Origin of the sequence: Treponema sp. OMZ 305 (assembly GCF_024181325.1) — a bacterium.
GTDB lineage: Bacteria > Spirochaetota > Spirochaetia > Treponematales > Treponemataceae > Treponema.
In genome coordinates, this window is record NZ_CP051300.1 from 1153841 (window position 1) to 1177806 (window position 23966).

The 23966-nt window shown below is 46.3% G+C and carries 21 protein-coding genes; 11 read left to right on the forward strand and 10 right to left on the reverse strand.

Translation table 11 applies throughout. From position 1 onward, the window contains the following. Positions 1 to 3: 3 nt before the first annotated feature. From ABK01_RS05190 to ABK01_RS05200, 3 genes are all read right to left on the reverse strand, one after another. Positions 4 to 624, reverse strand: a complete 621-nt coding sequence (locus tag ABK01_RS05190) for a TetR/AcrR family transcriptional regulator (protein ID WP_253676480.1) — start codon at positions 622 to 624, stop codon at positions 4 to 6. 843 nt (positions 625 to 1467) lie between these two features. Further along, positions 1468 to 1866 (reverse strand): putative toxin-antitoxin system toxin component, PIN family, encoded by a 399-nt coding sequence (locus ABK01_RS05195; RefSeq protein WP_253676481.1) that lies wholly within the window; start codon positions 1864 to 1866, stop codon positions 1468 to 1470. Next, positions 1867 to 2091, reverse strand: coding sequence for a hypothetical protein (locus tag ABK01_RS05200; RefSeq protein ID WP_212566377.1), 225 nt, complete (start codon positions 2089 to 2091; stop codon positions 1867 to 1869). A 240-nt stretch (positions 2092 to 2331) separates the two neighbouring features. Here ABK01_RS05200 and ABK01_RS05205 point away from each other — a divergent pair, with 240 nt between their 5' ends. The 4 genes from ABK01_RS05205 (at position 2332) to ABK01_RS05220 (ending at position 9064) form a co-directional block, all read left to right on the forward strand. Further along, positions 2332 to 5610, forward strand: coding sequence for an energy-coupling factor transporter ATPase (locus ABK01_RS05205; protein ID WP_253676482.1), 3279 nt, complete (start codon positions 2332 to 2334; stop codon positions 5608 to 5610). Positions 5611 to 5768: 158 nt separating this feature from the next. Continuing rightward, positions 5769 to 6824 (forward strand): Fic family protein, encoded by a 1056-nt coding sequence (locus ABK01_RS05210; RefSeq protein ID WP_253676483.1) that lies wholly within the window; start codon positions 5769 to 5771, stop codon positions 6822 to 6824. 312 nt (positions 6825 to 7136) lie between these two features. Further along, the gene (locus ABK01_RS05215; RefSeq protein ID WP_253676484.1) at positions 7137 to 8879 is read left to right on the forward strand and encodes an ABC transporter ATP-binding protein; all 1743 of its coding nucleotides are present in this window, start codon (positions 7137 to 7139) and stop codon (positions 8877 to 8879) included. Positions 8880 to 8881: 2 nt separating this feature from the next. After that, positions 8882 to 9064, forward strand: coding sequence for a hypothetical protein (locus ABK01_RS05220; protein ID WP_253676485.1), 183 nt, complete (start codon positions 8882 to 8884; stop codon positions 9062 to 9064). Positions 9065 to 9102: 38 nt separating this feature from the next. On the opposite strand, the gene ABK01_RS05225 is transcribed toward ABK01_RS05220, so the two are convergent. The 7 genes from ABK01_RS05225 to ABK01_RS05255 all read right to left on the reverse strand — a co-directional run bounded on the left by ABK01_RS05225 (position 9103) and on the right by ABK01_RS05255 (position 15487). Then, entirely contained in the window at positions 9103 to 10179 is a 1077-nt protein-coding gene (locus ABK01_RS05225; RefSeq protein ID WP_253676486.1) for a LuxE/PaaK family acyltransferase, read from the reverse strand. Next, positions 10166 to 10834: an MBL fold metallo-hydrolase gene (locus ABK01_RS05230; RefSeq protein WP_253676488.1), complete on the reverse strand. Its 669-nt coding sequence runs from the start codon at positions 10832 to 10834 to the stop codon at positions 10166 to 10168. Before ABK01_RS05230 ends, ABK01_RS05225 begins: the two co-directional genes overlap by 14 nt. Continuing rightward, positions 10835 to 11071 (reverse strand): acyl carrier protein, encoded by a 237-nt coding sequence (locus tag ABK01_RS05235; protein WP_016523806.1) that lies wholly within the window; start codon positions 11069 to 11071, stop codon positions 10835 to 10837. It abuts the gene before it with no gap. A 387-nt stretch (positions 11072 to 11458) separates the two neighbouring features. After that, on the reverse strand, positions 11459 to 12757 hold the full coding sequence (locus tag ABK01_RS05240; protein ID WP_253676490.1) for an acetyl-CoA hydrolase/transferase family protein: 1299 nt from the start codon (positions 12755 to 12757) through the stop codon (positions 11459 to 11461). Positions 12758 to 12887: 130 nt separating this feature from the next. Then, positions 12888 to 13622 (reverse strand): 3-hydroxyacyl-ACP dehydratase FabZ family protein, encoded by a 735-nt coding sequence (locus ABK01_RS05245; protein ID WP_253676491.1) that lies wholly within the window; start codon positions 13620 to 13622, stop codon positions 12888 to 12890. Continuing rightward, positions 13612 to 13896, reverse strand: coding sequence for a NifU family protein (locus ABK01_RS05250; RefSeq protein WP_212566385.1), 285 nt, complete (start codon positions 13894 to 13896; stop codon positions 13612 to 13614). Before ABK01_RS05250 ends, ABK01_RS05245 begins: the two co-directional genes overlap by 11 nt. Positions 13897 to 14116: 220 nt before the next feature. Then, positions 14117 to 15487 carry a hypothetical protein gene (locus ABK01_RS05255; RefSeq protein WP_016523802.1) on the reverse strand — a complete coding sequence of 457 codons (1371 nt, stop codon included), beginning with the start codon at positions 15485 to 15487 and terminating at the stop codon, positions 14117 to 14119. 761 nt (positions 15488 to 16248) lie between these two features. Here ABK01_RS05255 and ABK01_RS05260 point away from each other — a divergent pair. The 7 genes from ABK01_RS05260 (at position 16249) to ABK01_RS05290 (ending at position 23765) form a co-directional block, all read left to right on the forward strand. Then, entirely contained in the window at positions 16249 to 17700 is a 1452-nt protein-coding gene (locus tag ABK01_RS05260) for a 4-hydroxyphenylacetate 3-hydroxylase family protein (RefSeq protein WP_212566386.1), read from the forward strand. Between the two features lie 200 nt (positions 17701 to 17900). Next, the gene (locus ABK01_RS05265; protein WP_212566387.1) at positions 17901 to 19376 is read left to right on the forward strand and encodes a hypothetical protein; all 1476 of its coding nucleotides are present in this window, start codon (positions 17901 to 17903) and stop codon (positions 19374 to 19376) included. A gap of 35 nt (positions 19377 to 19411) precedes the next feature. Then, on the forward strand, positions 19412 to 19741 hold the full coding sequence (locus ABK01_RS05270) for a ferrous iron transport protein A (RefSeq protein WP_212566388.1): 330 nt from the start codon (positions 19412 to 19414) through the stop codon (positions 19739 to 19741). Continuing rightward, the gene (locus ABK01_RS05275; protein ID WP_212566389.1) at positions 19738 to 20850 is read left to right on the forward strand and encodes a 4-hydroxybutyrate dehydrogenase; all 1113 of its coding nucleotides are present in this window, start codon (positions 19738 to 19740) and stop codon (positions 20848 to 20850) included. The genes ABK01_RS05270 and ABK01_RS05275 overlap by 4 nt, the downstream gene beginning before the upstream one ends. A gap of 708 nt (positions 20851 to 21558) precedes the next feature. Then, positions 21559 to 22014 (forward strand): tRNA (adenosine(37)-N6)-threonylcarbamoyltransferase complex ATPase subunit type 1 TsaE, encoded by a 456-nt coding sequence (tsaE, locus tag ABK01_RS05280; protein WP_212566549.1) that lies wholly within the window; start codon positions 21559 to 21561, stop codon positions 22012 to 22014. After that, the gene (tsaB, locus tag ABK01_RS05285) at positions 22011 to 22676 is read left to right on the forward strand and encodes a tRNA (adenosine(37)-N6)-threonylcarbamoyltransferase complex dimerization subunit type 1 TsaB (RefSeq protein ID WP_212566390.1); all 666 of its coding nucleotides are present in this window, start codon (positions 22011 to 22013) and stop codon (positions 22674 to 22676) included. Before tsaE ends, tsaB begins: the two co-directional genes overlap by 4 nt. A gap of 3 nt (positions 22677 to 22679) precedes the next feature. Then, entirely contained in the window at positions 22680 to 23765 is a 1086-nt protein-coding gene (locus ABK01_RS05290) for an HD-GYP domain-containing protein (RefSeq protein ID WP_253676492.1), read from the forward strand. The last annotated feature ends 201 nt before the right edge of the window (positions 23766 to 23966 follow it).

Below are 23966 nucleotides of genomic sequence, written 5' to 3' on the forward strand. Positions count from 1 at the left end.
TACTTACACTCGCAAAACCTTCCGCCAGCCTGCCGAAAAAAATTCGGCAAGGGTATGCACAACTTCAAGCGCTTCATCCTGCGTGTAATCATGCAAAACCGTTTCAAAAATACAAGAAAAATAGGAATGGATAAGCATGTGCAATTTTTTTCCATCAATCCGGTTGTATGAGATATGTTTTTTATCCAAAAATTCGTACATGCGGAGCGTATTTTGTAGCTCCCTTTCAACCAGCCGGTCGGTAAAATCGATATACGGTGTTCCATCCGCACAGCACAAAAGGAGTTTGAACTCATTAAAATGCGCGTAAACAATGCGGACAAATGCTTCTATCGTCTCTGCCGAAATTGCCCAAATGTCTTCTATATTTTCCGAACTGAGGCAGTCAAAGCATTCATCTGCAGCGGTCTCGTATGTATCTTGGATACTATTGACGGCAGGTTCTACGAGCGCCGAAAAGAGCGCCTCCTTGTCCTTAAAATGACGGTAAAATGCACCGGTCGTTACGCCAGCAGCCTCACACAAATCCCGCATATTCGTGCGTTCATAACCGTTCCGCAAAAACATCTCTTTGCCGCTTTCTAAAATTCTTGTGTGAGTAACCTCGTATGTTCCGCTTGCCATATCCGTAGTAGTCGCCTTCAAAAACTAACTTTAAGCTTTTAGAGCATCTCTCTTGTTTTTGATAACTTTGTTAGCATTGTATGACAAAGAAGAGGATGTGTCAATGGAAAACGATATGGTAATCCAGGGTAAACGCATCAGGCTATTTTTTTAACATCCCCGCGAAAAAAATTGATACTATTCGACCAGAACTGCCAAGGATGGCATCGCTAAAAAATGTACATCCCTGTACATTTTTTAGCTTCGAGTTTTTCTGATGAAAAACTCGATACTGTTTGGAACCACTGACTTCCTGTCAGTACAGCGATGTTTTGTGTACGCACAAAACTCGCCTTCAATGCGCCCAAGGATGGGCGTGGGATAGGTCAGAAACAAGTTTTGGAACAAAACTTGTCCTCAACCGATGTACATGGACGTACATCGGTTGAAAGGTACACGGATGTACAACAGTTGAAGATGGTTCAAATGGTCTCACAGTCTCAATTTTTTCGCGATTTTTCTCTATTCTACCTGATGCGTTTACCCTTTTCTCGGAAAAATGTGCGAAATTTTAAATCAACAACCCCGACGCAAGCGTCGGGGTACAATGCTCAATGTTTCGCATTGTATGTTCTCATAAGGTGGTTGCAGTCGGCTTTAATACCCTTTGTTACGACGCAAGCGTCGGGGTATTAAACCCTCCGCACGAATAAAATTTCGCACAGAAGGAAACAACCGCTAAAAATATTTTTAATGCGGTTGCCCTGTATGGTAATCCGAGAATTCAGTTGAGAAGGGAAAAACTGCCTCTGATGATGCAGTATAAAATGAAAAAGATTTGAGCTGGAGACCGTAAAGAGGTCATTATCCCTCATTTGTTAAATAATCATATAGCATTGTAGGAGAAAATATTAAAGGTTTTTCTACATCAGATTCAAGAAAATCCTTATCGCCGGTTAGAATAATATCCGCATTATGAAAAAGAGCATCGCTTAACACAGGAACATCTTTTTTATCACGGATCATTTCATATCGCTCATCGGTACTTGAACAAAAGACAAATGGTAAGCTGTGGTAGAGTGAATAAATTTTATTTGCTTTTGAACTCCATTTTTCTTCTAATTTTGCTTTAAATTCGGCATCTACGTATTCGGAAACGAGTAAGTCATAACCGCCGTCGAAAAGCATCTCCAAAAGGCTGCCTGTTTTGCCTGCAAATACAAATGCGGAAATAAGGACATTTGTGTCTAAAAAGATTCGCATTTATACTAACCGCGAACGGCGGAAAGCCGCCATATCCGATAGCATTTCTTCTTCAGAATTCCATCCTTTATTATCAGTAAACATTTCCTGTATTTGCTGAATAGTCGCTTTTGTAGTTTGTTTACGAGAGCTGATAAGAAATTCAACATATTTTATCACGGCGCTATAATCTTCTTCTGTGAGTGTTTTCATCATTTGTGCAAGTTTAGATGCTGTAACGGACATTCCCTATCTCCTGCATTATTCAGACTGCAAATAGTTTATCATATTTTTTCAAAAAAAAATAGACTGTAAAATCCCGCAGATTCGTGCGTTCGTAGCCGTTCTGCAAAGCCATCTGTTTGCCGTCGATCGCCTACAATTAAGACTATGTTTACTGAAATTAAATCTCCCTCATTACATATACATCTTTGTCTATCCGTATTATAGTATACAAAATCTCTAATACTATCGGAGAGTAATAGTGTGATCAATTTTAAAAACGTCTCTTTTTCCTACAGCGGAGAACACGGAACCGGAGACGGCGTATCCGAAATAGACCTTACCATAAAAGACGGCGAATTTGTCGTATTATGCGGCGAGTCGGGCTGCGGCAAGACCACCGTTACACGGCTGATAAACGGACTTGCTCCTCATTTTTATGAAGGTGAAATGAGCGGTTCCGTGATGATCGGCGATGTGTGCGTAAACACGGAAAACTTATCCGATATTGCAGCGCTCACCGGAAGCGTTTTTCAAAATCCAAAGAGCCAATTCTTTAACCTCGATACCACCGGCGAGCTTGTATTCGGCTGCGAAAATCTCGGCATCCCAAGGGAGCAGATTCAACAGCGCCTTGAAAAAACAAAACGCGACTTGCAGCTCGATAATTTGATGGACAGGGATATTTTTGAACTGTCGGGAGGAGAAAAGCAGCAAATTGCCTGCGCCTCCTGTTACACCGCCGATCCAGGGGTCTTTGTGCTGGATGAGCCGTCCTCTAATTTGGATAAACGGGCAATTCAGCGGCTGCACCGGATGCTGGTAAAAATCAAAGCGGAGGGAAAGACCGTTGTTATTGCAGAGCATCGACTCTATTACCTGATGGATGTAGCAGACCGCTTTATCTATATGCGCAGCGGAAAGATCGAGCGTATTTTTACACGGGACGAAATGAAAGCGCTCAGCGAATCCGATTTAACGGTATTGGGCTTGCGCCTCACGAATATGCAGTCCCTCGCTGCGCTTGTACGGAAAGAGGATGCGGCACGAGAAACGCCGGTCAAGAGCAGTACGCAGCCTGAATCACAGGTTGTTTCAAAACCCGCGCTTGAAGCGCTCGATGTAACCTGCGGCTACGGCTCTACCCGTGTACTCGATATAGAGCGGCTCGCGCTGCCCCAACATTCGATTGTGGCGCTCATCGGTGATAACGGATCGGGCAAAAGCACTTTTGCGCAAGCGCTCGCGGGGTTGATTCCTTCAAACGGGAGCATCGCAGTCGGCGGCGCGTATTTGACGGTGGAGAAGCGCAGCAAACGCAGTTTTATGGTGATGCAGGACGTCAACCGGCAGCTCTTTGCCGACAGTGTGCTGGAAGAAGTGATGATGAACACCGGCGCTTCTGCAGCGGATGCCGAAGCCGTATTGGCGCGGCTCGGTATCCTTGAACTGAAAGACCGGCACCCTGCCTCGTTATCGGGTGGTCAAAAACAGCGGACGGCAATTGCTTCCGCACTCTGTGCAAAAAAAGATGTGCTGATTTTTGATGAGCCGACCAGCGGACTTGACCGCCGCGGTATGGAACGCTTCGGCTCTCTGTTACGCAATCTGCAGACAAGCGCCGCCCTTTCGCTCGTTATTACGCACGACCCCGAATTGATTATGAGCTGCTGCACGCACATTCTCCATATCGAAAACGGCAGGGTCTTAGCTTTCTATCCTTTGAATAAAGTAGGCATCGAACGGATTTCTTCCTATTTCTTGCAGGAAAGCGATGAAAACACGAGCCGGAAACGGGACAAGCAAAGTTCGATCTCCAAGATTTTGCAGTACGCAGGGGCGCACCGCCGCACGATATATCAGGCAGCGCTCTGTATGACACTCGGAGCAGCGGCGAGTATTATACCGTATCTTTTGGTATACACCATCCTTGAGCAGGTCTTAAACGGTTCGGTTCCGACCTTAGCCGGAAGCGGGAAAATGCTTGCAGGTATCCTGCTTGCGGAAATCGTATACGCTGTTTTTTATATGTACGGCTTTCAGCTTTCGCACCGTGCGGCTTACAACACGCTGGAAAACATACGCCGCTTTTTGCAGGAAAACTTGGAGCGCAAGCCGCTCGGAAAAGTGAGGGAGATGGGCAGCGGAGCTATCAAAAAGCTGTTTACCGATGACATTGAATCGATAGAACTCCTTTTGGCGCACATGATCCCCGAAGGGATTGCCAATCTCACCGTTGCCGTGTTTGCGCTTGTGACCATCCTCGTTATAGACTGGCAGCTGGCACTGCTTACCTGCGTTGTCATTGCGTTGGGCATCAGTGTTTCGGGACAGATGTACCGTGTCGGTGTCGAGCAGATGGGCAGTTACTTTGCCGCAGCAAAGCGGCTGAACAATACCATTATCGAATATGTAAACGGTATGGAGGTGGTTCGCGTATTTAACCGGCAGGATGAATTCGGCGAACGGTTTGCCTCTTCCGTTACTGCGTACCGCGACTTTGCGCTGTCATGGTACAAGGTTTCATTCCCGTGGATGGCTCTATACGGCAGCTTGTTTTCGAATATCTTACTATACAGCTTGCCTTTCGGCACACTGCTTATCTTGCTCGGTCAGCTGACCCTTGCCCGCTACATTTTGACAATTTGTCTTTCTTTCGGTATCGCACCGCTCCTGCTCCGCTGCATGAGTTTTATCGGCGCCGTACCGCAAGCAAGTTATAAAATTCAGGCGTTGGAAAAAGCATTTGATTACCCCGAACTTAAAACGGGAACGGCGCCGTTTTCCGGCACGGGGCACAGTATCGAGTTCCGCAATGTCCGGTTTGCATACAAGGATTTGGAAGTTCTGAAAGACGTTTCCTTTACGGCGAAAGAGCGGCAGATGACCGCCTTAGTCGGGGCGAGCGGCAGCGGGAAAAGCACGGCGGCAAAGCTCTTGGTGCATTATTACGATGTTTCGGGCGGCGGGGTGTTAATCGGCGGACAGAATATCCGTGAAATGAGCTTAGAAACGCTCAACAAACAGATTGCCTACGTTTCTCAGGATGTATTTCTTTTTAACAAGAGTATCGCCGACAATATCCGAATCGGCAAAAAAGGCGCAACCGATGAGGAGATTATTGCCGCAGCAAAAAAAGCTCAGGCGGATGAGTTTATCCGCGAACTGCCGGACGGGTACGCAACGTTTGCAGGGGAAGCAGGCAGTAAACTTTCAGGCGGGCAGCGGCAGCGGATTGCCTTTGCACGGGCAATACTTAAAGATGCTCCGATTGTTATTTTGGATGAGGCAACCGCCTTTATCGATCCTGAAAACGAGCAAAAGATGAATCAGGCCATAGGCGAAATCGTGCGGGATAAAACCGTTATCGTCATCGCTCATAAAATGAAGTCCATTATGAACGCCAACCGCATTATCGTGCTCAAAGACGGACATATCGCCGCTTCCGGCTGTCATGCGGAGCTTATTAAAACCTGTCCTGAATACCAAAACCTCTGGCGTATCTCTGAAGAGACCGCAGACTGGACGGTACGGAAGAAGTAAGAGGGGAGTAACCCTAGGGGCTGTCCAAAAACTAACCAACTTTTGAGACATCCCCTGGCTACCGTGAAAACGGTGTAAGAACGGATTGATATGTACCATTTTTTTAATATTTGGTACATATCTTGATTACATGTCCCAAAAAAGACTATAATTGGGACATGTCGGAATTGCAAAAATTGCCGGTTGATCCTAAAAAGACCGAAACAATTACTATCCTCAAAGCAGAAAGCAAAGCTTCTAAAGTACTTGCCGAGCTGAAAGGTATTGCACATGTAATTCCAAATCAGTCTATTCTTATTAATGCCGTTGTGCTACAAGAATCTCAAGACAGTTCAGAGATTGAAAATATCATTACCACAAAAGATGAGCTCTATAAAGCTCTTTCCGAAACGGTAAAAAAAGTTGATTCTGCTACAAAAGAGGTTATGTTCTACAGAGAGGCCTTATACGCAGGTTTTGCAGAACTAAAAAAACATCATTTTATTTCTATAAATGATATCATAAACATTCAAAAACAGCTTGTTCAAAATGATGCGGGAATCAGAACTGTACCCGGCACAAAGCTGATGAATGACCGTACGAATGAAGTTGTCTATATTCCGCCGCAGACAAAAGAAGAAATTGACGGACTCTTAAAAAACTTTACTGAGTATTTAAACAACGATGATGATTCTCTGACAAAACTTGCAATACTTCACCATCAGTTTGAAAGCATCCATCCTTTTTATGATGGAAATGGAAGAACCGGAAGAATTGTAAATATCCTTTATTTGATTTTAAAGCATCATCTTGATCTTCCAATTCTCTATTTAAGTTCATATATCATCAGAAATAAAGAACAATACTACGAACTTTTGCAAAAAGTCCGTACGGAAGAAGCGTGGGAAAAATGGATTGTTTTTATCCTTAAAGGAATAGAAGAAACCGCCGTAGAAACAATTGAGAAGGTAAAAGCGATAAAAGAACTTTTAGATAGCACAATCGAAAAAGTAAAATCGGAAGCTCCGAAAATTTATTCCAAAGAACTGGTAGAAACCCTTTTTGAAAATCCCTATTGCAAAACTGAGTTCATTGTAAAAACGCTGGGGGTAGAACGGAAAGCTGCCTCCCGTTACCTGCATCAACTGGAAGCTATCGGTGTTCTTACCTGTATAAAGGTTGGAAAAGACAATCTGTTTATAAATGTCGGCTTGATGGATTTACTGAAAGAATAGTAATTGTTCGAGCTTTGTGTTATAAAATTATAAAATGTTGGGGCGCCGATGCGGAGCCGAAGAAGGAATGTTTATTTTAAGCCGCTGAAATAGCGCGTTCATCAAACAATGTACATCCTTATACATTGTTTGATGGCAAATTTTGGCAGAGCCAAAATATTGCATTTGCTATAACCACTGCCGTCCATGGCGGTATTGAACTGCGAGTTTGCAGCGCAAACTCGATTATCAACATGTGCGCTTTTCGCGCACTAATTCGCCCGCCTCAAAAATTGATATTTTGTTCGGCTGTCGAATTTTAGGAAGCTCACTATGATTGCGATGGTTCATCAGTTACTCGTATTTACCGGCACGTATGCCCGGAAAATCCGATTGGCATATCTGTTTACTTTTTTAAAAGCGGTCGCGGCAAATGCTCCGTTGGTGGTTGCCGTAAAACTTATCGACATGCTTATCAAAGGTGAAGCCGACATTAAAACGGCAATCTATGCGGCAGCGGTCATGCTGCTTTTGCTGGCTATTCAGGCAATCTGTCAAAATATCGCAGACCGGCTGCAAGCGGGAGCGGGATATAAGGTCTTTGCGGAAAAGCGGCTTGAGCTTGGGCGGCATCTGCGCCGGCTGCCGATGGGATACTTTACCGCAGGGAATATCGGCAAAATCAGTTCGGTGTTGTCGGCCGATATGGTCTTTATCGAGGAGCAGGCGATGGCGGCTGTTTCGGAGGTTACAAGCAGCATCGCGGCGCAGATTATTTTAACGGGGTTTCTGTTTGCGCTGCATCCGCTGTTCGGAGCTGTTGCCATTGCGACGGAGCTTACGGCAATTCTTTTCGCGCAGCCGATGATCCGGCTTTCCGCCCGTAATTCAAAGCTGCGCCAAAAAAGCATCGAAGCATTGACCGGCGCCGTGTTGGAATACACGGAAGGGCTCGGCGTGATTAAAAGCTATAACCTCACCGGAGCGGGTGCGGAAGATATCAGAACCAGCTTTAAGCGCATGAAAGAAGCGAGCTTGTCTTTTGAAGAAGAATATTCCCCCAAGGAGCGGACACTGCTGATTATTTACAGTCTCGGTATGACCGCAATACTTGCCCTCAATATTCGGTTGTTTCAACACGGCGCCCTGTCAAGCACCGTATTTGTCGGCTGTATGCTGTTTGCCTTCAATCTGTTTACGCCGCTCAAACAGCTCTATCAAAAGACCGGCATATTGGCAATCATGCAGGCTGCGCTGAATCGTGTGAACGAAGTATTTAACGAACGGGAGCTTGAGGATACGGGGACCGAGGTTTTGCCGCAAACAGCCGATGCGGAAATAACATTCAAAAATGTGTCGTTTGACTACGGAGATAAAGAAGTGCTGCATAATCTGTCGTTCAGTATCGACCAAGGGCAGATGGCGGCCTTTGTCGGACAGTCCGGTGGCGGGAAAAGCACGATTATGAATATACTGGCGCGGTTCTGGGATATATCGAAGGGCGAAATCCTCCTACGGGGAAAAAACATCAAAGAGCTTCCGCTGACGGTATTAATGGATCATATCAGCATGGTGTTTCAGCGGGTCTATCTGTTTGAGGACACGATTGCAAACAACATCGCGATGGGGCGTCCTCATGCGGATAGAGAAGCGGTGATCGAAGCGGCAAAAAAAGCGCAGTGTTATGATTTTATCATGCGGCTTCCGTACGGATTCGATACCGTTATCGGTGAAGGCGGCGCCTCTCTTTCGGGCGGAGAAGCCCAGCGTATTTCGATTGCACGGAGTATTCTCAAAGACGCGCCGCTCATCATCTTGGATGAAGCGACCGCGAGTATCGATGCCGATAACGAGCAGGCAATACAGAAAGCCTTGAGTGAATTATGCCGCGGAAAGACCACACTGGTTATTGCTCACCGGCTGGAAACCGTCCGCGAAGCAGACCGTATTTTTGTCATTGATGGCGGAGAACTCAAAGAGCAGGGCACCCATGATGAACTGATCAAAGAGCATGGGCTCTATTACCGCATGACGCAAGCCCATAATGACGCTACATCGTGGCAAGAAGGAGCGTAAGAATGAGCGGAACCGGATCAAAAATATGCGGACTTATCTTTATTATCATCAGTATTTTTTTACTGCTTGGAGGTTTGTATCTTCCGGCAGCCGTTATTCCCGTTTGGATACTGCGGGGATTAGATATTGTAGGTGTGTTTTTACTTGCTGTCGGTATCGTTATGTATAAGGTGCTTAAAAAATAAAACGGCAGCGATTTTGGGTTTTCTTTTGGTTTTTATGTCTAGGGCTGCTCATACGTATCGCTGCAACCCCTTATCTCCGCGCGCGGGATACGTCCGGTAATGGAAAAATACTTACCGAGCCGCCCGCAGGGACAGTCATCCTCTCCCAATAGCACGCCGGTGTCCTCAGTCAACAGCGAATGCCCCGGGTAAGAGCCGGGCAGCGGCGACAGTACCTGTACAATCCCCTGCTCCCCGACGCCGCAAATACTGAAATCCTTTGCCCGCCTAAAAAGCACGTCAGACCAAATGCTTGCGTGCAGATGCCCTGCAGGACATTCCATATAAATACAGCCCGTTTGTTCCGCCATACCGTAATAGTTGCTGATGCGCGCAATGCCGGTTGCAGCGGTTATCCGTGCTTTAAACTCTTCCGGCGAAACAGCCTCGTTAATGAGGTTCTTCCAACCGCCGCCGTGTATCAGTATCCCGTTCGGAATATCGAAGCGTATCTTTTTTTCTTCAAGAACACGGATTACGTGTTTATAAATGATAAAGGTAAAACCGAAGGCGAGTACCGGCTCCCCCTCATGTTCGGCAAGAAAATTCTGAACAGCCGGAATATCCAGCTCCATATTTTCGTCAAGTGCGTAACAGGTACGGGACGCCAACAAGGAAAAGCCCAAAATACCGGCTCCCCGTGCTGAAAACATCTTCCTATCCCGCAGTGTTTTTTTCGTATCGAATACCAGATAGGGAATTCTATTTTCACCGACAAAATCGGCAATAATCCGGTACAGCACCTGCTGCTGATTTGCCGCCGTTTCCGCATCCAAATAAATCTGCGAAACACGCTGACCGGTCGTTCCCGATGAAGTGAGCGTTTTAAAAATCGCTTCTTCAGGAACACTCTTGAGTGAAAGCTCCTTAAAAACCGATACCGGCAGTATCGGCGCCGTCTCCGTAGAAAAAACAGCGTTCTCCGGAATTCCTAAGGCTTTTAATAACCGTCCATACGGCTCGCAATGGCTACGGTGAAACGTCGTCCGTTCCGTCAGCAGCTCGGTGTATGCCGCCGCTTTTTCTTGATGCGTCAATGAATACGGTTTCAGCTGTATAAATTTATCTATGGTCATGATAGTTATAATCCTTGCCGTGGCCGGGGTAAATATGAATACCGACCGGTAATGTTGCTAAGAAGGGTTCCGTAATTTCACGATAGTCTTTTTCGCTGCCGCCGGGAAGCCGCAAAATCACTTCCCTGCCCGGCAACAAATAATCGCCCGAAAAAAAGATATCGTCATCAAGAAAAATACCGACGCTGCCTGCGGTATGCCCGGGCAACGGCACAAAGCGGAACGTATGCCCGCGCCAGTCCAGCGTACAGGTCTCGCTATATGTTTTATCCGCAGGGCGGCACACAAACGGAGCATAGGACACGCCCGACTTGCCGAAAAAGGTGAGATACACCTCCATCATCCGCGACATATTGAGCCGCGCATTCTGCATCCCGACATTACACTGCTCGCTCGCCATTACCTGCGCATCGGGAAAGCGCTCCCTCATCGGCTCCAATCCCGCCGTATGGTCGCAGTGCTCATGCGTTAAAAGTATCCATTCAGGCCGCAAGCCTTTTTGCTCCAGCACCGAAAGCGGCCCCGCAGGGTCGTTCGGATCAATCACCACGCAGGGAGCAACCTCGTTCCCGTGTCTTTCTTTATGTTCGTATATAATATAGCAGTTGCTTTCGGCTAAAGGTTCCGTCCACACCGAAATCGCTACGGTAGACACTTAAATCTCTACACCGTATTTCGCCAGAATCGTTTTGCCTTTCTCGTAAGTTGAAAATTCCAAAACATCCAGCGTACTTAAATTAATTCCGAACGTTTCTTCGATAAGACCCACCAAATCCATGTGCCCAACCGAATCCCATTCTTTCAAACCGCGGTACTTTAATCCGGGTAAATCCTCTTGTTTCACCGGAAAATTTTGTAAAAAAATGCGGTCATATTTTTCAAGATTTGTCATTTCCATCTCCAATCCATTTTTAATTATATTGGGCGTTCCGGTCGGTCAAAATATCCGCATCCGAAACATTTTGACCGGCCGTCGGGCTTTTCGGGGTTGCATTAAACCTGTTCGGAAACCTCCGTTTCTGAACAGGTTACCTTGAAATGCGATGTTCTAAATCGTGCTATTTGTACGATTTAGAACTCGGCGACCTATTCGACAACGCAGTTATCGAATAGGTCTAGTATAAAACGGCACATTGGCGCCGTTTTATGTACCGCCGTTGTAATTTTGAAAAATTACAACGGCGCCCCTTCAATCCCTAACGCGGGCTATGCACTCCGGCATTATATGCCGTTTTTATCAGTACGGACACGGCTACCGGTTGTATAACGCAAAAGCCTTTTAGTATTTGCAGTTAAAGCGTTTTTCGAATTCAGCTTTTAATTCTTCGCGGAAATCGGGATGCGCAATTGCAATCAGATTATGCGCACGCTGCTTTAATGTCAAGCCTTTCAGCGCGGCGATGCCGTATTCGGTAACAACATAGTCCACGTCATTGCGGCTCGTAGTAACGGCAGCGCCTTCGTCCAACAGCGGAACAATCTTGGAAATCTTTCCTTTTACCGTTGCAGGCATCGCCATAATCGAAACGCCGCCCTTGCTTGCGGATGCGCCGCGCACAAAATCAACCTGTCCGCCGACGCCGGAGAACTGCTTGAGTCCAATGGTTTCGGAAGCGACCTGTCCCATCAAATCTACCTGTACGCAGGAGTTAATCGAAATCAAATAATCGTTCTGCGCAACGATGAACGGGTTATTCACATAGTCAACCGGACGCATATCGACATCGGGATTATGATTGACAAAATCATACAGCCTTTTGGTACCCATCAAGAAGTTTACGATAAACTTTCCGGGATGCAGCGTCTTTTTCTTATTGGTAATAACACCCGCTTCTGCAAGTTCAACTACGCCGTCCGAGAACATTTCGGAGTGGATACCCAAATCTTTTTTGCCCTTTAGGAACAACAGAACGGCGTCGGGAATAGCGCCGATACCGAGCTGGAGCGTCGCTCCGTCGGGAATGAGCGAGGCGCAATGCTCTCCGATCGATCTTTCTATATCGCCGATCTTGGGCGGCGGCAATTCAATCAACGGTTCATCATGCTCGACAATAAAGTCGAGGTCTTGTACTGAAACGAGACTGTTCGGGCCTGTCCACGGCATCTCTTTATTGACCTGCGCGATAACAGTTTTTGCCTGTTTTACCGCTTCCTGTGTGTAATCGACGGATACGCCGAGCGAACACATACCGTTCTCATCAGGCGGGCTGACAGTTACCATTGCCACATCGACCGGTAAGGTCGTTCTGAAAAGACGGGGAATTTCAAAAAAGAAGCACGGCGTATAATCCGCACGTCCTGCCGCAACCGCCTCACGCGTACTGCCGCCGACAAACAGCGCATTGTGCCTAAAGTTTTCGGCATATTCAGGCTGGCAATACTTTCCTCCGCCCATAGCCACCATGTGAACGATTTCGACATTTTTATATGCCGCAGCGTTATCCACCATCGCATTCACCAAATGAGCAGGCTCGCCGCAGGCATGACCGATTACAACGCGGTTACCCGACTTAATGTGCTTGACAGCCTCTGCAGCAGTCGTCAAATGCTCCTGATAATACTTCTTCCAATCAGACATACGATACTCCTTTCCATACATTTTTTATGTTTTGAAATACGTTCGTGCGCTACACAAACGTATTTCAAAACCCGTTAAGACTGCTCGGAAACTGCGATTCCCGAGTATTTCTTTAAAAACATCCGTTCCCTTACCGCATGGCAAGAGTTACTTCGGCATCGGCGGCTAAATCACCGTCCGAAAAAATTTGGCCGCGGCACGTAATCCAGCCTAATTCCGCCCGTTCTTCCAAAAGCGTACTATAGATTTCGAGCGTATTGCCTAAAAGAATTTTCTTGCGGAAGTTTGCTTTTTTAATTCCCATAAAAAGCGGTGTTTTTCCGGCATATCGATCGAGTGTTAACAACAAAATGTCCGCCGCCTGAGCAATCGCTTCAACAGCGCACACACCCGGAAATATCGGATTATCGGGGAAGTGCCCTTTTAACAAACTCAGCTCAGGCGTAACGGAGAAGGACGCCTTAACTTCCTTACCGGGAACAAGCGACGATACCGTGTCGATAAACAGCATCGGCGGCCGTTGCGGCAGTATTTCCAACACCTGTTCATGGGTGAACGAACGCGCCTCTTGTTTTGCACGCGCTTCCTCGCATGCTTTTTTAATAAAATCCCGCGCCGGTAAAAGGTCTTCCCAGCCGCCGATTTTAAACAAGCGGCCTGCCGGTACGGAAATATCATCCCGCTTTGCACAATCGGTCGGACAGCCTGCAACGATAAGCGCGGCCGGATAGGGAGTTCCCGGCTGTACCGTTACGAACTCAACCTCCGGCACAAGCGTTTCAAGGCGGCGAATAACGGCAACACGGTCGTACCGGTTGTTACATCCGCCGCAATAGCGCACACCGATTGGAATCTTATCCGCCATGGCGCTGTTTCAAAATAGACCGAGCCTCATCCAATAAACTCTGACTCACTTCATTTATCAAAACGGCTCGCTTTACTTCGGGCATGTGTTCCATCAACTCCGATTGGATAAGATTCTCCGTCGTGAAGTCGGCAGCGGGACAGCCGGCACAATGCCCGTGTAATTTAAATTTAACAACACCGTCCGTAAAATCCACTACCTGCATATCGCCGCCGTGTGTCCGCAGCAACGGACGTACATAGGTGTCCAATGTTTTTTCCAACTCTTCGTACATACCGTTCCTCCTTTTACCAATCGATTTTTTTACAAAGCGCCGATTACTTCATTCGATTTACCTCGAATAGGGAATGAATCGGCTGCATAGAGGCTGTCCCAAAAGTCAGTTATTTTCAAGACAGCCTCGTACTATTTATTCATACGGAGAGCTTAATGCCCGCCGTTTCCCGACAACGCTCTACGTTGGGGGGCGATAATTAGTTTTCCGCCTTTTCGGCCTAGTTTGCAGCCTCTTTTTTATTCGAATCATAAAGCAGTGCAAAAAGAACAAGACCGACAACAAGTCCCCATGCAGCGCCGCGCATTGCTAAAACAGCGCCCATAACACCGCAAATACCGCGTTCAATATTGGTTTTGCACATATTCATCGCAAGCTGCGTACAAATATATCCTTGTACGATCAGTGTTAAAGACAGGGCAAGCGGCAAAGACGGCTGCAAAAGCGAAGAAATAGGCAGCAATGCAACGGCTACGAATGTTGAAAGACGGAACGTACCGAAACCACTGTAAATTGATTCCATCGCTTTCGGACTTTCCTTATAACGCTGAGAAACTGCTGCAGTAACAGCTGCCCACAGCGGACCGCACATTTGCGTATACGGACAGGTCATTGACATTGCCACGTTACGAATACCGCTGACGAGGTTCGAACGGTTTGCGTTAAAGTCGATCTTTTCATCCTGCCGAACTTCATCGGCTTCTCTGATGAGCGCTTCCGAAGTAACAAAGTCGCCGAATGCAATAATATAGGTAACAATTGCTACAGGCACTGCTGCAGCCCAAACTTTCATACTCGGCCATCCGATTGCGAATGGAGACAGCTGATTCCAAATATCCGCAAAATCCGGCACTTTAATAAGCGGCCACCATTGTACATGGGGAATGGCAAATTCGCCGGCGAGCGGCCCCACTACGACACCGATTAAAATTGCAGGCAGCATTCCGAATTTACCGATTGAATCGATAAGTTTATTCTTCCTACGCATATCTGCCCAGATCGGACTGAATAAACAGAAATATGCCACGATAATTCCGATAGTGATGGAAATCGGATATTTATCAAAACGGCCGGTAGTTTTAAATTCACCTAAAACAGCCGCAATACCACCACCCATCAAAACACCGGCTTTTACGGAATTCGGCACGACTTTAACCATCTTACCGCCCAAACCGGTGATGCCGAATACCAAAAAGATAAGCCCGAGACACATCTGAACGGCAATCAATGCCTGAGTCCGCTCCGGTCCCATTACATAGCCGTTAGTTAAAAAGGCCGTAATCAGCGGAATTGCCGGCGTAACCCATCCCGGAACAACAGGGTCGCCAAGTAACACGTGAAACGTGTAAAAGAAGCCGTTGATGATAACCATCGACAACGCTACTTCGTAGCTTACGCCTAAGACCTCCGTTAATACCGGAATAGCTCCCAAACAGGTCGCGCACATAAAGAGCGCTTGAAACATCTCCGGAAAAGACCATGCATAGTGAATAAAAGGCAACCGAATCTTAAACGGTCCCGCCGGCCAATACGCTTGCTCACCGCCGTACTCACGATAGCGGCTTTTAAATTGCATTTGCGCATCTGTCATAAAAAATTCCCCCTTAAAGCCTTTCTTAAATCAAGACTTTATCATTTACCGCGAAGGTCATTCGACACTACGGGCTATAGTTATTATTCTATAAGCAATTTTTATGCCAACCTCTCTTTTTGCAAATATATGATGCATCTACTTCGTTGCTGCGCACAAATTAATCCTCAACGTATCAGAACCGCCACGGACGGCGGTGGGGTTATGCAGTAGCGAGTTTTTCGCTAGAAAAACTCGTCGTTGAACAACGTACACGGATGTACATTTGCTGACATCGATAATTATCGTATTTTAAAAAAAGCTGCTTTTTAGTGTTTTCGTAAAGCCTTGCAATAGCGGTACGAATGCTATAAATGTAAGCTATATCTAACTTTACAGATTGCTCTTTATATACTGCTTTGGTTCATTTATAAACCAAAGCTCTTGATTGGTTCATAAATGAACCATCTTTTTACGGAGTGTTGAGACACCGGCTATACTGCTTCAGTTATGAACACCGGAAAACCGTTTCGTAAGTACGTTTCAAGGATGCTTATGGAAAATCAGTCAAAAGTTAGTTTACGTTCCGTTTATACGGAGATTCACCACTCTTTTCTTGCGAAACATACCGATAAATTTAGGGTTTTGAGTATTTTTCTGCATTGTACATTATTTTTTTTCAAAGGATAAAGATTCTATTAGCAATGTTGGCATAAAAATTGCTGTTACTATAATAGAGTGTCTATCCTGATAGACAAATAAACAAAGTAAGGAGTATGCACATGGCACTTATGACAGGCGAACAGTATGTTGAGAGTATGCGTAAACTGAATTTGCAGGTTTACATGTTCGGAAAGAAAGTTGACAATGTTGTCGACAATCCGATTCTTCGGCCGTCCCTGAACTCGGTGAAGGCTACCTATGATTTGGCTCAGATGCCGGAATATGAAGATTTAATGACCGTTAAATCTTCATTAACCGGAAAGAAGATCAACCGCTTCACACATATTCACCAGAGTCCTGAGGATCTGATTAAAAAGGTAAAGATGCAGCGGCTTTGCGGACAAAAAACCGCGGCTTGTTTCCAGCGCTGCGTCGGTATGGATGCGTTTAATGCCGTTTACAGCACAACGTATGAGCTCGATGAAAAATACGGGACTCATTATCATGAAAACTTCAAAAAGTTTATCCGGCACGTTCAGGATGAAGACCTGACCGTCGACGGCGCTATGACCGACCCCAAAGGTGACCGCTCTCTGGCTCCCCATGCTCAAACCGATCCCGACTTATACCTCCATGTCGTGGAACGGAGAGCTGACGGTATCGTCGTTCGTGGTGCAAAAGCGCACCAAACCGGTTTTATCAATTCACACGAAGTTATCGTTATGCCGACTATCGCAATGGGCGAAGATGACAAAGACTATGCGGTAGCCTTTGCTTGCCCGACCGATGCGAAAGGTATCTTCATGATTGTCGGACGCCAGAGCTGCGACACCAGAAAGCTGGAAGGTTCCGAAATCGATGTCGGTAACTCCACCTACGGCGGAACCGAAGCCTTGGTTATCTTCGATAACGTATTTATTCCGAACGATCACATCTTCCTGAACGGCGAATTTGAATTTGCCGGTATGCTGGTTGAACGCTTTGCTGGATATCACCGCCAGTCCTACGGCGGATGCAAGGTCGGCGTCGGCGACGTTCTTATCGGTGCGGCGGCAGTTGCGGCAGACTTCAACGGCGCTCAAAAAGCTTCTCACGTTAAAGACAAGCTGATTGAAATGACCCACCTGAACGAAACACTGTACTGCTGCGGTATCGCATGTTCGGCAGAAGGTACCAAGACCAAATCCGGTAACTACCTTATCGACTTGCTGCTTGCAAACGTCTGTAAGCAGAACGTTACGCGCTTCCCGTATGAAATTGCACGCCTTGCAGAAGACATCGCAGGCGGCTTGATGGTAACCGCTCCGGCAGAATCCGATCTGCGCGATCCCAAACTCGGACCGTATGTTGTCAAATACTTGCAGGGTGTTGCCTCCGTTTCTACCGAGAACCGTTTACGCATTCTCCGCTTGATCGAAAACCTGACCCTCGGCAGTGCTGCCGTCGGTTACCGCACGGAATCTATGCACGGCGCCGGTTCTCCGCAGGCACAGCGTATCATGATCTCCCGCCAAGGTAACCTTGCAATGAAGAAAAAGCTTGCAAAGGATATCGCGAAGATTAAAGAATAGTGCCGCCTAAGAACTTTAACTGCGGTTGCTAATGATAACATACCGCAGCTAAAGAGGCGAAACTTACGAATAAAGGCAGGGCCGATAACCCTGCCTTTTTTTAAAAATGCTTTACCAAACTGTTACCCATATACAACAGTTTAGCTCTAAAAACTCGGTATTCTTTTAGAAGCTACCGAAATAACTGAAGGAGGAAATATATGAGTGACCAACTCGCAACTGCAAAGATGCCGGAGCACTTCAACGAAGGGAAATTTCCTTTAAAGAAGAGAGAATTCGGCGGCGTGCAGCCGTACATTCCGCTCGGCCCATTCAATTTACGCATTCCGCTGATCCATCACGAATGGTCGTGGACGGAAATGCTTGCTGCATTCTTTCTCGGCGTCGCCTGTCTCGGAGCAGGAACCGCTACCACAATGACGACTTTCGGGTTTGATAACCCCGAAAACATCGCCGCGTTGGGGATGACGGAGAACAGCGTCTTTTTAATGTCGCTGACATTTGGCGTACTAAACGCTATCTGTTATTATCTGCCGTCATTATTGGGCGACCCCGTCGTTCCCGGATGGATTACCCCCGCGCTCCCGCTTACTTTAAAGTATTTGGCACAATGGGAACTGCCTAACTACGCAACCGGAAATGTCGACCGCGTCTATGCAATGATCGCCCTGCAAATGATTGTAGCGCTGTTCTTTTTAATCATGGGCGTAACCGGTATCGGACGTAAACTGGTAGATACGGTACCGCGCTCCATTAAGGCAGGTATCGTATTGGGCGCCGGCGTTACCGCAGGTATCAACGTATTCCAATCTCGTATGCCCAAAGCGCCGATTACCGTTGTCATAGCGGTATTGATGTCTTACTTCTTCTTGTTTAACTCGACCTTTGCAAAGGCCGCTGCAAAGAACAAAACATTAGAGACGCTCCGCAACCAAGGCGTTGTTCCGGCACAAGTATTCGCCATTGTATTGGCCCCGTTCCTTATCAAAGAAATAGCCGTGCCGAATATTCAGTGGGGCTTTACGCCGCTTTCTTTCGGCTTTGTGCTTGAACACTTCACCATTTTCGGCTTAGGATTGCCGGCTACGAAATTCTTCTTGGCAGCACTGCCGATGGCGCTTACCGTCTACATTATTGCGTTCTCCGACTTTGTTCTTGCAAAAGAAATTGTTACCGAAGCAACCGCAACCCGCGATGATGAAACCGTTATCTTTGACGCCGGACGATCAAATCTCGTATCCTTCCTGCGTAACGGTATTATGTCACTCTTTGCTCCGTGGGTTCCCATGTGCGGTCCGCTGTGGGCATCGGGTCTGCTGACTATTACGGAACGCTATAAGAGAGGATATAAGACCTTGCACAGCTACTGGGATGGCGTCTGTACGTTCCGCGCCGCAACTGTTATTGCCGTTTTGATTTTGCCGCTCGTTACGCTTATACGCCCTGCTTTCGCCATATTCTTCGGTATTACGATGGGCGTTCAGGCCTTTGCCTGCGGTAACGTCGGTATGACGATGTGTACCAACCGAAACGAAAGAGGTATTGCCTGCGTTATCGCTTCGGCACTCTGCTTCTACACCCCCGGATGGGCGCTGCTTATCGGCATTATCCTGTGGGTTGTTATCGAAGGAACCGAGCTTTTTGCAAAAAAGTCCGGCGCTCAAACAGCCGCCTAACGTCGGTAAAATCGGTATGAAAGGATCGGTATGCTATGATGACATTACAAGAAGCGCCCTGTGCTGTTTATACCGTCAAAAAAATAAACGGCTCGCGCGATCTTAAAAGACGGATGGAAAATATGGGAATCGCAGCCGGCGCGGATGTGGAAGTGATCGAACATACCGAAACTGCATGCCGGATTAAAACCGTTAAACGTGAAATAGAACTATCAGTTGAAGAGGCTGCCTGCATCAATGTCGGAGAACAGTTTAAACGAAACGGAGACCCCGTTTTGTTCAGCTGTTGCTCTTACGGCCGTGCAGGCGACCTCTGGGATAGGGCAAACGAAATTAACGAACATATAGGAGATGAAAAGCAATGAAGCAACTTGCGGTAAAACCCGAGATTCACAAGTTTGAAACGGCGAAAGAATTTGCAGAAGCGTTCAAACTCGGAAAAGATGATCTAGTCATAACGAATGAGTATATCTATAAACCGTTTTTCGGAGCATTGAACTTGCCCTGCGCGACGCTTTTTCAAGAAAAATACGGTGCGGGAGAGCCTTCCGATGATATGGTCGAAGCGATGTATAAAGATGTACACGGCAGCTATAAGCGTATTATCGCAATCGGCGGCGGTACCGTCATCGATATTTCAAAGTTTTTCTCCTTGACACATACCTCGCCGGTGCTGGACTTATACGATGGAAAGCAGGAAATCGTAAAAGGCAAAGAGTTGATCATCGTACCGACTACCTGCGGTACCGGCTCGGAAGTAACCAATATTGCCGTACTGTCGCTGAATGCACGCGGTACGAAAAAAGGCCTTGCACACGATGAAATGTACGGCGACTATGCGGTACTAATTCCTGAACTGCTGAAAGACTTGCCATTTAAATTTTTTGCAACGAGTTCCATCGACGCATTGGTACATGCCGTTGAATCATCGCTTTCACCCAAAGCGACGGAAAGCACAAAGCTGTTCGGATATAAAGCTATCGAGATGATTTTAAAAGGCTACAAAGAAATTGAGAAGAACGGTCACGATGCGCGGCTTCCGCTTTTATGCGATTTCTTGCTTGCCTCAAACTATGCAGGTATCGCTTTCAGCATTGCAGGATGCGCAGCAGTTCACGCAATGAGCTATCCGGTCGGCGCAACCTTCCATGTCGCTCACGGCGAATCAAACTATGCGATGTTTGCCGGCGTTTTAAAAAATTATCTTGAAATTAAAAAAGACGGTGAAATTGCAAAGCTTAACCGGTTTATGGCAGATATCCTCGGCTGCGACACGGCGCACGTTTATGATGCTTTGGAAAAACTGCTCAACTGTCTAATCCCAAAAAAGCCGCTGCACGAATATGGCATGAAAAAAGAGCAGATTACAGAATTTGCCGACAGCGTTATTGCCAATCAGCAGCGCCTTATGGCAAACAACTTTGTATTCCTTGACAGAGATCGGCTGATTAAAATCTATACCGAATTATTTTAAAATATCGGGAACCACTAAAAATGTGAGTTTTTAGTGGTTCTTCTTCGTTTACTTCTTACCATTTTATCGATTAAACATCTGGGCATTTCTAAAAACTCGGTTAGGGAAACACTGACATCCTCGCTCAAAAATAAACCTCCTTGTTCATTTTTGGCACACGGATGCCGCCCTATCCAGCGCTTTTGAAAATAGACTGTTGAGCAGTGTACATCCGTGTACTTCTCTGCCAGTTGCAAGCAAACTGGCTACTGCATAGAACCACCGCCATCCGTGGCGGTACTGATACACCCATTCCGTAAGCCTTTTGAAAATAGACGGTGCAGATGCTAGGAGCCTAGCCGAAATAAAGCGGAGGCGTACTTGTTGTACGTCGAGCATTTATTTCGGCATAGCGACAACGCAGATGCGCCGTATATTTTCAAAAGGACATATACTTGACAAAGACTCATACCAGTGCTATGCTAATTAAAAGGAGAAATTTATATGAAAAAGTGTGTTTTTTATAGGACTGCCCCCCCCCCCCCCCCCCCCCCACACACACATTGGGTGTAAATTTATTGATAGTAAATTATCTGTTGGGAAAGCCTATTCGTTCTTTTACTTCTGTTGATGACCCTATACAAACGGCAGATTTCGGAATAGTATGCTCATACTTGTAACTATTACGAAGGATGTTTTCTTTAACTTGAGAAAAAAGTTATGGCTGATATGGTATACAGAACAAAAACAGTAAAAGATACTATTAATTTTGGTCAAGCTTTAGGACGCTTACTTAATGCAGGCGATGTGCTTGCTTTGCAAGGGACGCTCGCCGCGGGAAAAACGCAGCTGACAAAAGGCATTGCGCAAGGGCTTGATATATCCGAAGCAGTTACCAGTCCCACTTTCACCATCATATCGGAATATTACGGACGTCTACCGCTTTATCACATGGATGTGTATCGGCTCAGTTCACCGGAAGATTTTTTAGATCTCGGTGTTGAGGATATGCTGTACGGGCAGGGCGTGTGTATTATCGAATGGAGTGAAAAAATCATGTCGGAATTACCGGCGCGTACCATTCTTATTCATATCAAGACAGAAGAAGATACAAGTAGAACTATTACCATCACGAACTGGCCGTATCAAACGGACAGCTTAACCGAATATGAGGCAGCACCATGAATATACTTGCAATAGATACCCTCACTTCAACCCTTTCAGTTGCAGCTTATGGCTCTAACGGATTAGTTACCCAATCCTTCGCCGGTAACGGTCCGTCCCACGCAGAACGGCTGCTCCCCCTTATCGATGCAGCCGTATCAGCTGCGGGGTTTACTGCCGCCAATACGGAAATAGTATTGGCGCCTGAAGGTCCCGGTTCTTTTACCGGTTTAAGACTCGGATTTGCAGCGGCAAAAGCATTACAGCTGAGTAGTAACAGCTGCTTTATTCCCATCCCTACACTCCCATGCATAGCATCGCAGTATGAGGCGTGGAACGGAAATATTGCCGTAGTAATAGATGCAAAAAGAGAACGCTTTTACGCGCAGCTTTTTAAAAACGGAACAGCGGTAACGGAAGCTTTTGACAAAACAGCGGCTGATTTACTCCCGCACTTTTCGGAAAACGAAGAATGGCTGGTTACCGGCTATGGAACAGCGGCGTTTAGAGACGCTGCTGCAATTTCACAAAGTAGTATCCGCTTTCATTTTATTGAAGCGGATACTCTCTCTTTTGCATATTCGATGATTAAGTATATGCAAAAGCACGGTAATGTACTGAAGAACGCGGCTGATTATGCAGGGCCTCAGTATATTCGGAAGAGCGATGCGGAGAAGGACTAAACTATGGAAAAAAGTATATCATCCGGGCAGAAGCCCCGAATTACAGGAGAGCTGACTGCGGAAGAACAACAGGCGTATTTTGACGAACTTGCTGAATTGACAAATGCGGGAAGCATTCCTACTATGATTATTGACAGTAATTTAGTTATACGCTACATGACCAAGAGCGTGTATACATTACTTGCGGGTTATTACGCATTGGAGAAGAAGCCTCTTTTTAATGTTTTCGGCAGAGTTTTTACTCAAGCGGAGATACAGGATTTTTTTCAAAGTATACGGTCTCCGGAAAAAGGTTGGTCGTGGATCGGTAATATGGTGCATAAATCGCACACGTTAAAAACGCTGTATACGAGAGTGCGGGTTCATCCTATTTTTGACAAGGCAAAACGCTACCTGCTTGGGTATTGGGTAATTATTGAAGATATAACCGCACAGCAGATCGGAATGTACAAAATGATGTTAAACGGGTTGCTGCAAGCGTCAATGCTGAAAGACAACGATACCGGAAACCATGCGCAACGGCTCAATTTTTATTGCCGAGAGTTTTCCGACTACCTGTTTGGACTTAACCGGTATCCGCAAATTACACCGGATTTTATCGAGAATATTTCCTTTTTAGCCGCTATTCACGATGTGGGCAAGATCGGTACACCGGATTATATTTTGCAAAAACAGAGCAAATTAACCGGCATTGAATGGGAAGTCATGAAAGAACATACTATTAACGGTGCGCTCATTGTGTCTTCTTATCCTATTGCAATGGCAAAGGAAATAACATTGAGCCATCATGAACGGTGGGACGGCTCTGGATATCCCTTTAAGCTGGAAGGTGAGATGATACCGCTATCGGCAAGGATCGTCGCGATAGCTGACGTATATGATGCGCTCCGTATGAAACGCTCATATAAAAACGAACTTTCGCATGATGAAGCGGTACAATATATTTTTGATAATGCAGGAAAGCATTTTGACCCGCTGTTGATAACGCATTTTAAAAAGATACATCACGCGTTTGATAAGATATGGCAGACCCTTAAAGATGAACATGGAGAACATTCAAACACCGAGACTTCTCAAGCGGTGGTATAGGAGAAACGCTTATTTGTGTTGAGCGCTTAATATCCCAGCGCTTCTCGAGGAGGTGCTGAATACCGGCTCTGCAGAGCGGAAATGATTTTTCTTGACAAATCGAAATTCACAGGTGATACTATAATAAGCACTGATAATGTGAACCATGGCTTTTGCGTTGCAAAGCCCTATGCCGCTTTTCAGCGGACAATAAATATCTGG

Bases quoted from the DNA above. Each gene is read 5' to 3' on its own strand.
- ABK01_RS05270 (WP_212566388.1), top strand. From the start codon at position 19,412: ATGATGACATTACAAGAAGCGCCCTGTGCTGTTTATACCGTCAAAAAA.
- tsaB (WP_212566390.1), top strand. From the start codon at position 22,011: ATGAATATACTTGCAATAGATACCCTCACTTCAACCCTTTCAGTTGCA.
- ABK01_RS05240 (WP_253676490.1), bottom strand. From the start codon at position 12,757: ATGTCTGATTGGAAGAAGTATTATCAGGAGCATTTGACGACTGCTGCA.
- ABK01_RS05210 (WP_253676483.1), top strand. From the start codon at position 5,769: ATGTCGGAATTGCAAAAATTGCCGGTTGATCCTAAAAAGACCGAAACA.
- ABK01_RS05255 (WP_016523802.1), bottom strand. From the start codon at position 15,487: ATGACAGATGCGCAAATGCAATTTAAAAGCCGCTATCGTGAGTACGGC.
- ABK01_RS05200 (WP_212566377.1), bottom strand. From the start codon at position 2,091: ATGTCCGTTACAGCATCTAAACTTGCACAAATGATGAAAACACTCACA.
- ABK01_RS05290 (WP_253676492.1), top strand. From the start codon at position 22,680: ATGGAAAAAAGTATATCATCCGGGCAGAAGCCCCGAATTACAGGAGAG.
- tsaE (WP_212566549.1), top strand. From the start codon at position 21,559: ATGGTATACAGAACAAAAACAGTAAAAGATACTATTAATTTTGGTCAA.
- ABK01_RS05245 (WP_253676491.1), bottom strand. From the start codon at position 13,622: ATGGCGGATAAGATTCCAATCGGTGTGCGCTATTGCGGCGGATGTAAC.
- ABK01_RS05225 (WP_253676486.1), bottom strand. From the start codon at position 10,179: ATGACCATAGATAAATTTATACAGCTGAAACCGTATTCATTGACGCAT.
- ABK01_RS05260 (WP_212566386.1), top strand. From the start codon at position 16,249: ATGGCACTTATGACAGGCGAACAGTATGTTGAGAGTATGCGTAAACTG.
- ABK01_RS05195 (WP_253676481.1), bottom strand. From the start codon at position 1,866: ATGCGAATCTTTTTAGACACAAATGTCCTTATTTCCGCATTTGTATTT.
- ABK01_RS05215 (WP_253676484.1), top strand. From the start codon at position 7,137: ATGATTGCGATGGTTCATCAGTTACTCGTATTTACCGGCACGTATGCC.
- ABK01_RS05190 (WP_253676480.1), bottom strand. From the start codon at position 624: ATGGCAAGCGGAACATACGAGGTTACTCACACAAGAATTTTAGAAAGC.
- ABK01_RS05220 (WP_253676485.1), top strand. From the start codon at position 8,882: ATGAGCGGAACCGGATCAAAAATATGCGGACTTATCTTTATTATCATC.
- ABK01_RS05250 (WP_212566385.1), bottom strand. From the start codon at position 13,896: ATGTACGAAGAGTTGGAAAAAACATTGGACACCTATGTACGTCCGTTG.
- ABK01_RS05235 (WP_016523806.1), bottom strand. From the start codon at position 11,071: ATGACAAATCTTGAAAAATATGACCGCATTTTTTTACAAAATTTTCCG.
- ABK01_RS05265 (WP_212566387.1), top strand. From the start codon at position 17,901: ATGAGTGACCAACTCGCAACTGCAAAGATGCCGGAGCACTTCAACGAA.
- ABK01_RS05275 (WP_212566389.1), top strand. From the start codon at position 19,738: ATGAAGCAACTTGCGGTAAAACCCGAGATTCACAAGTTTGAAACGGCG.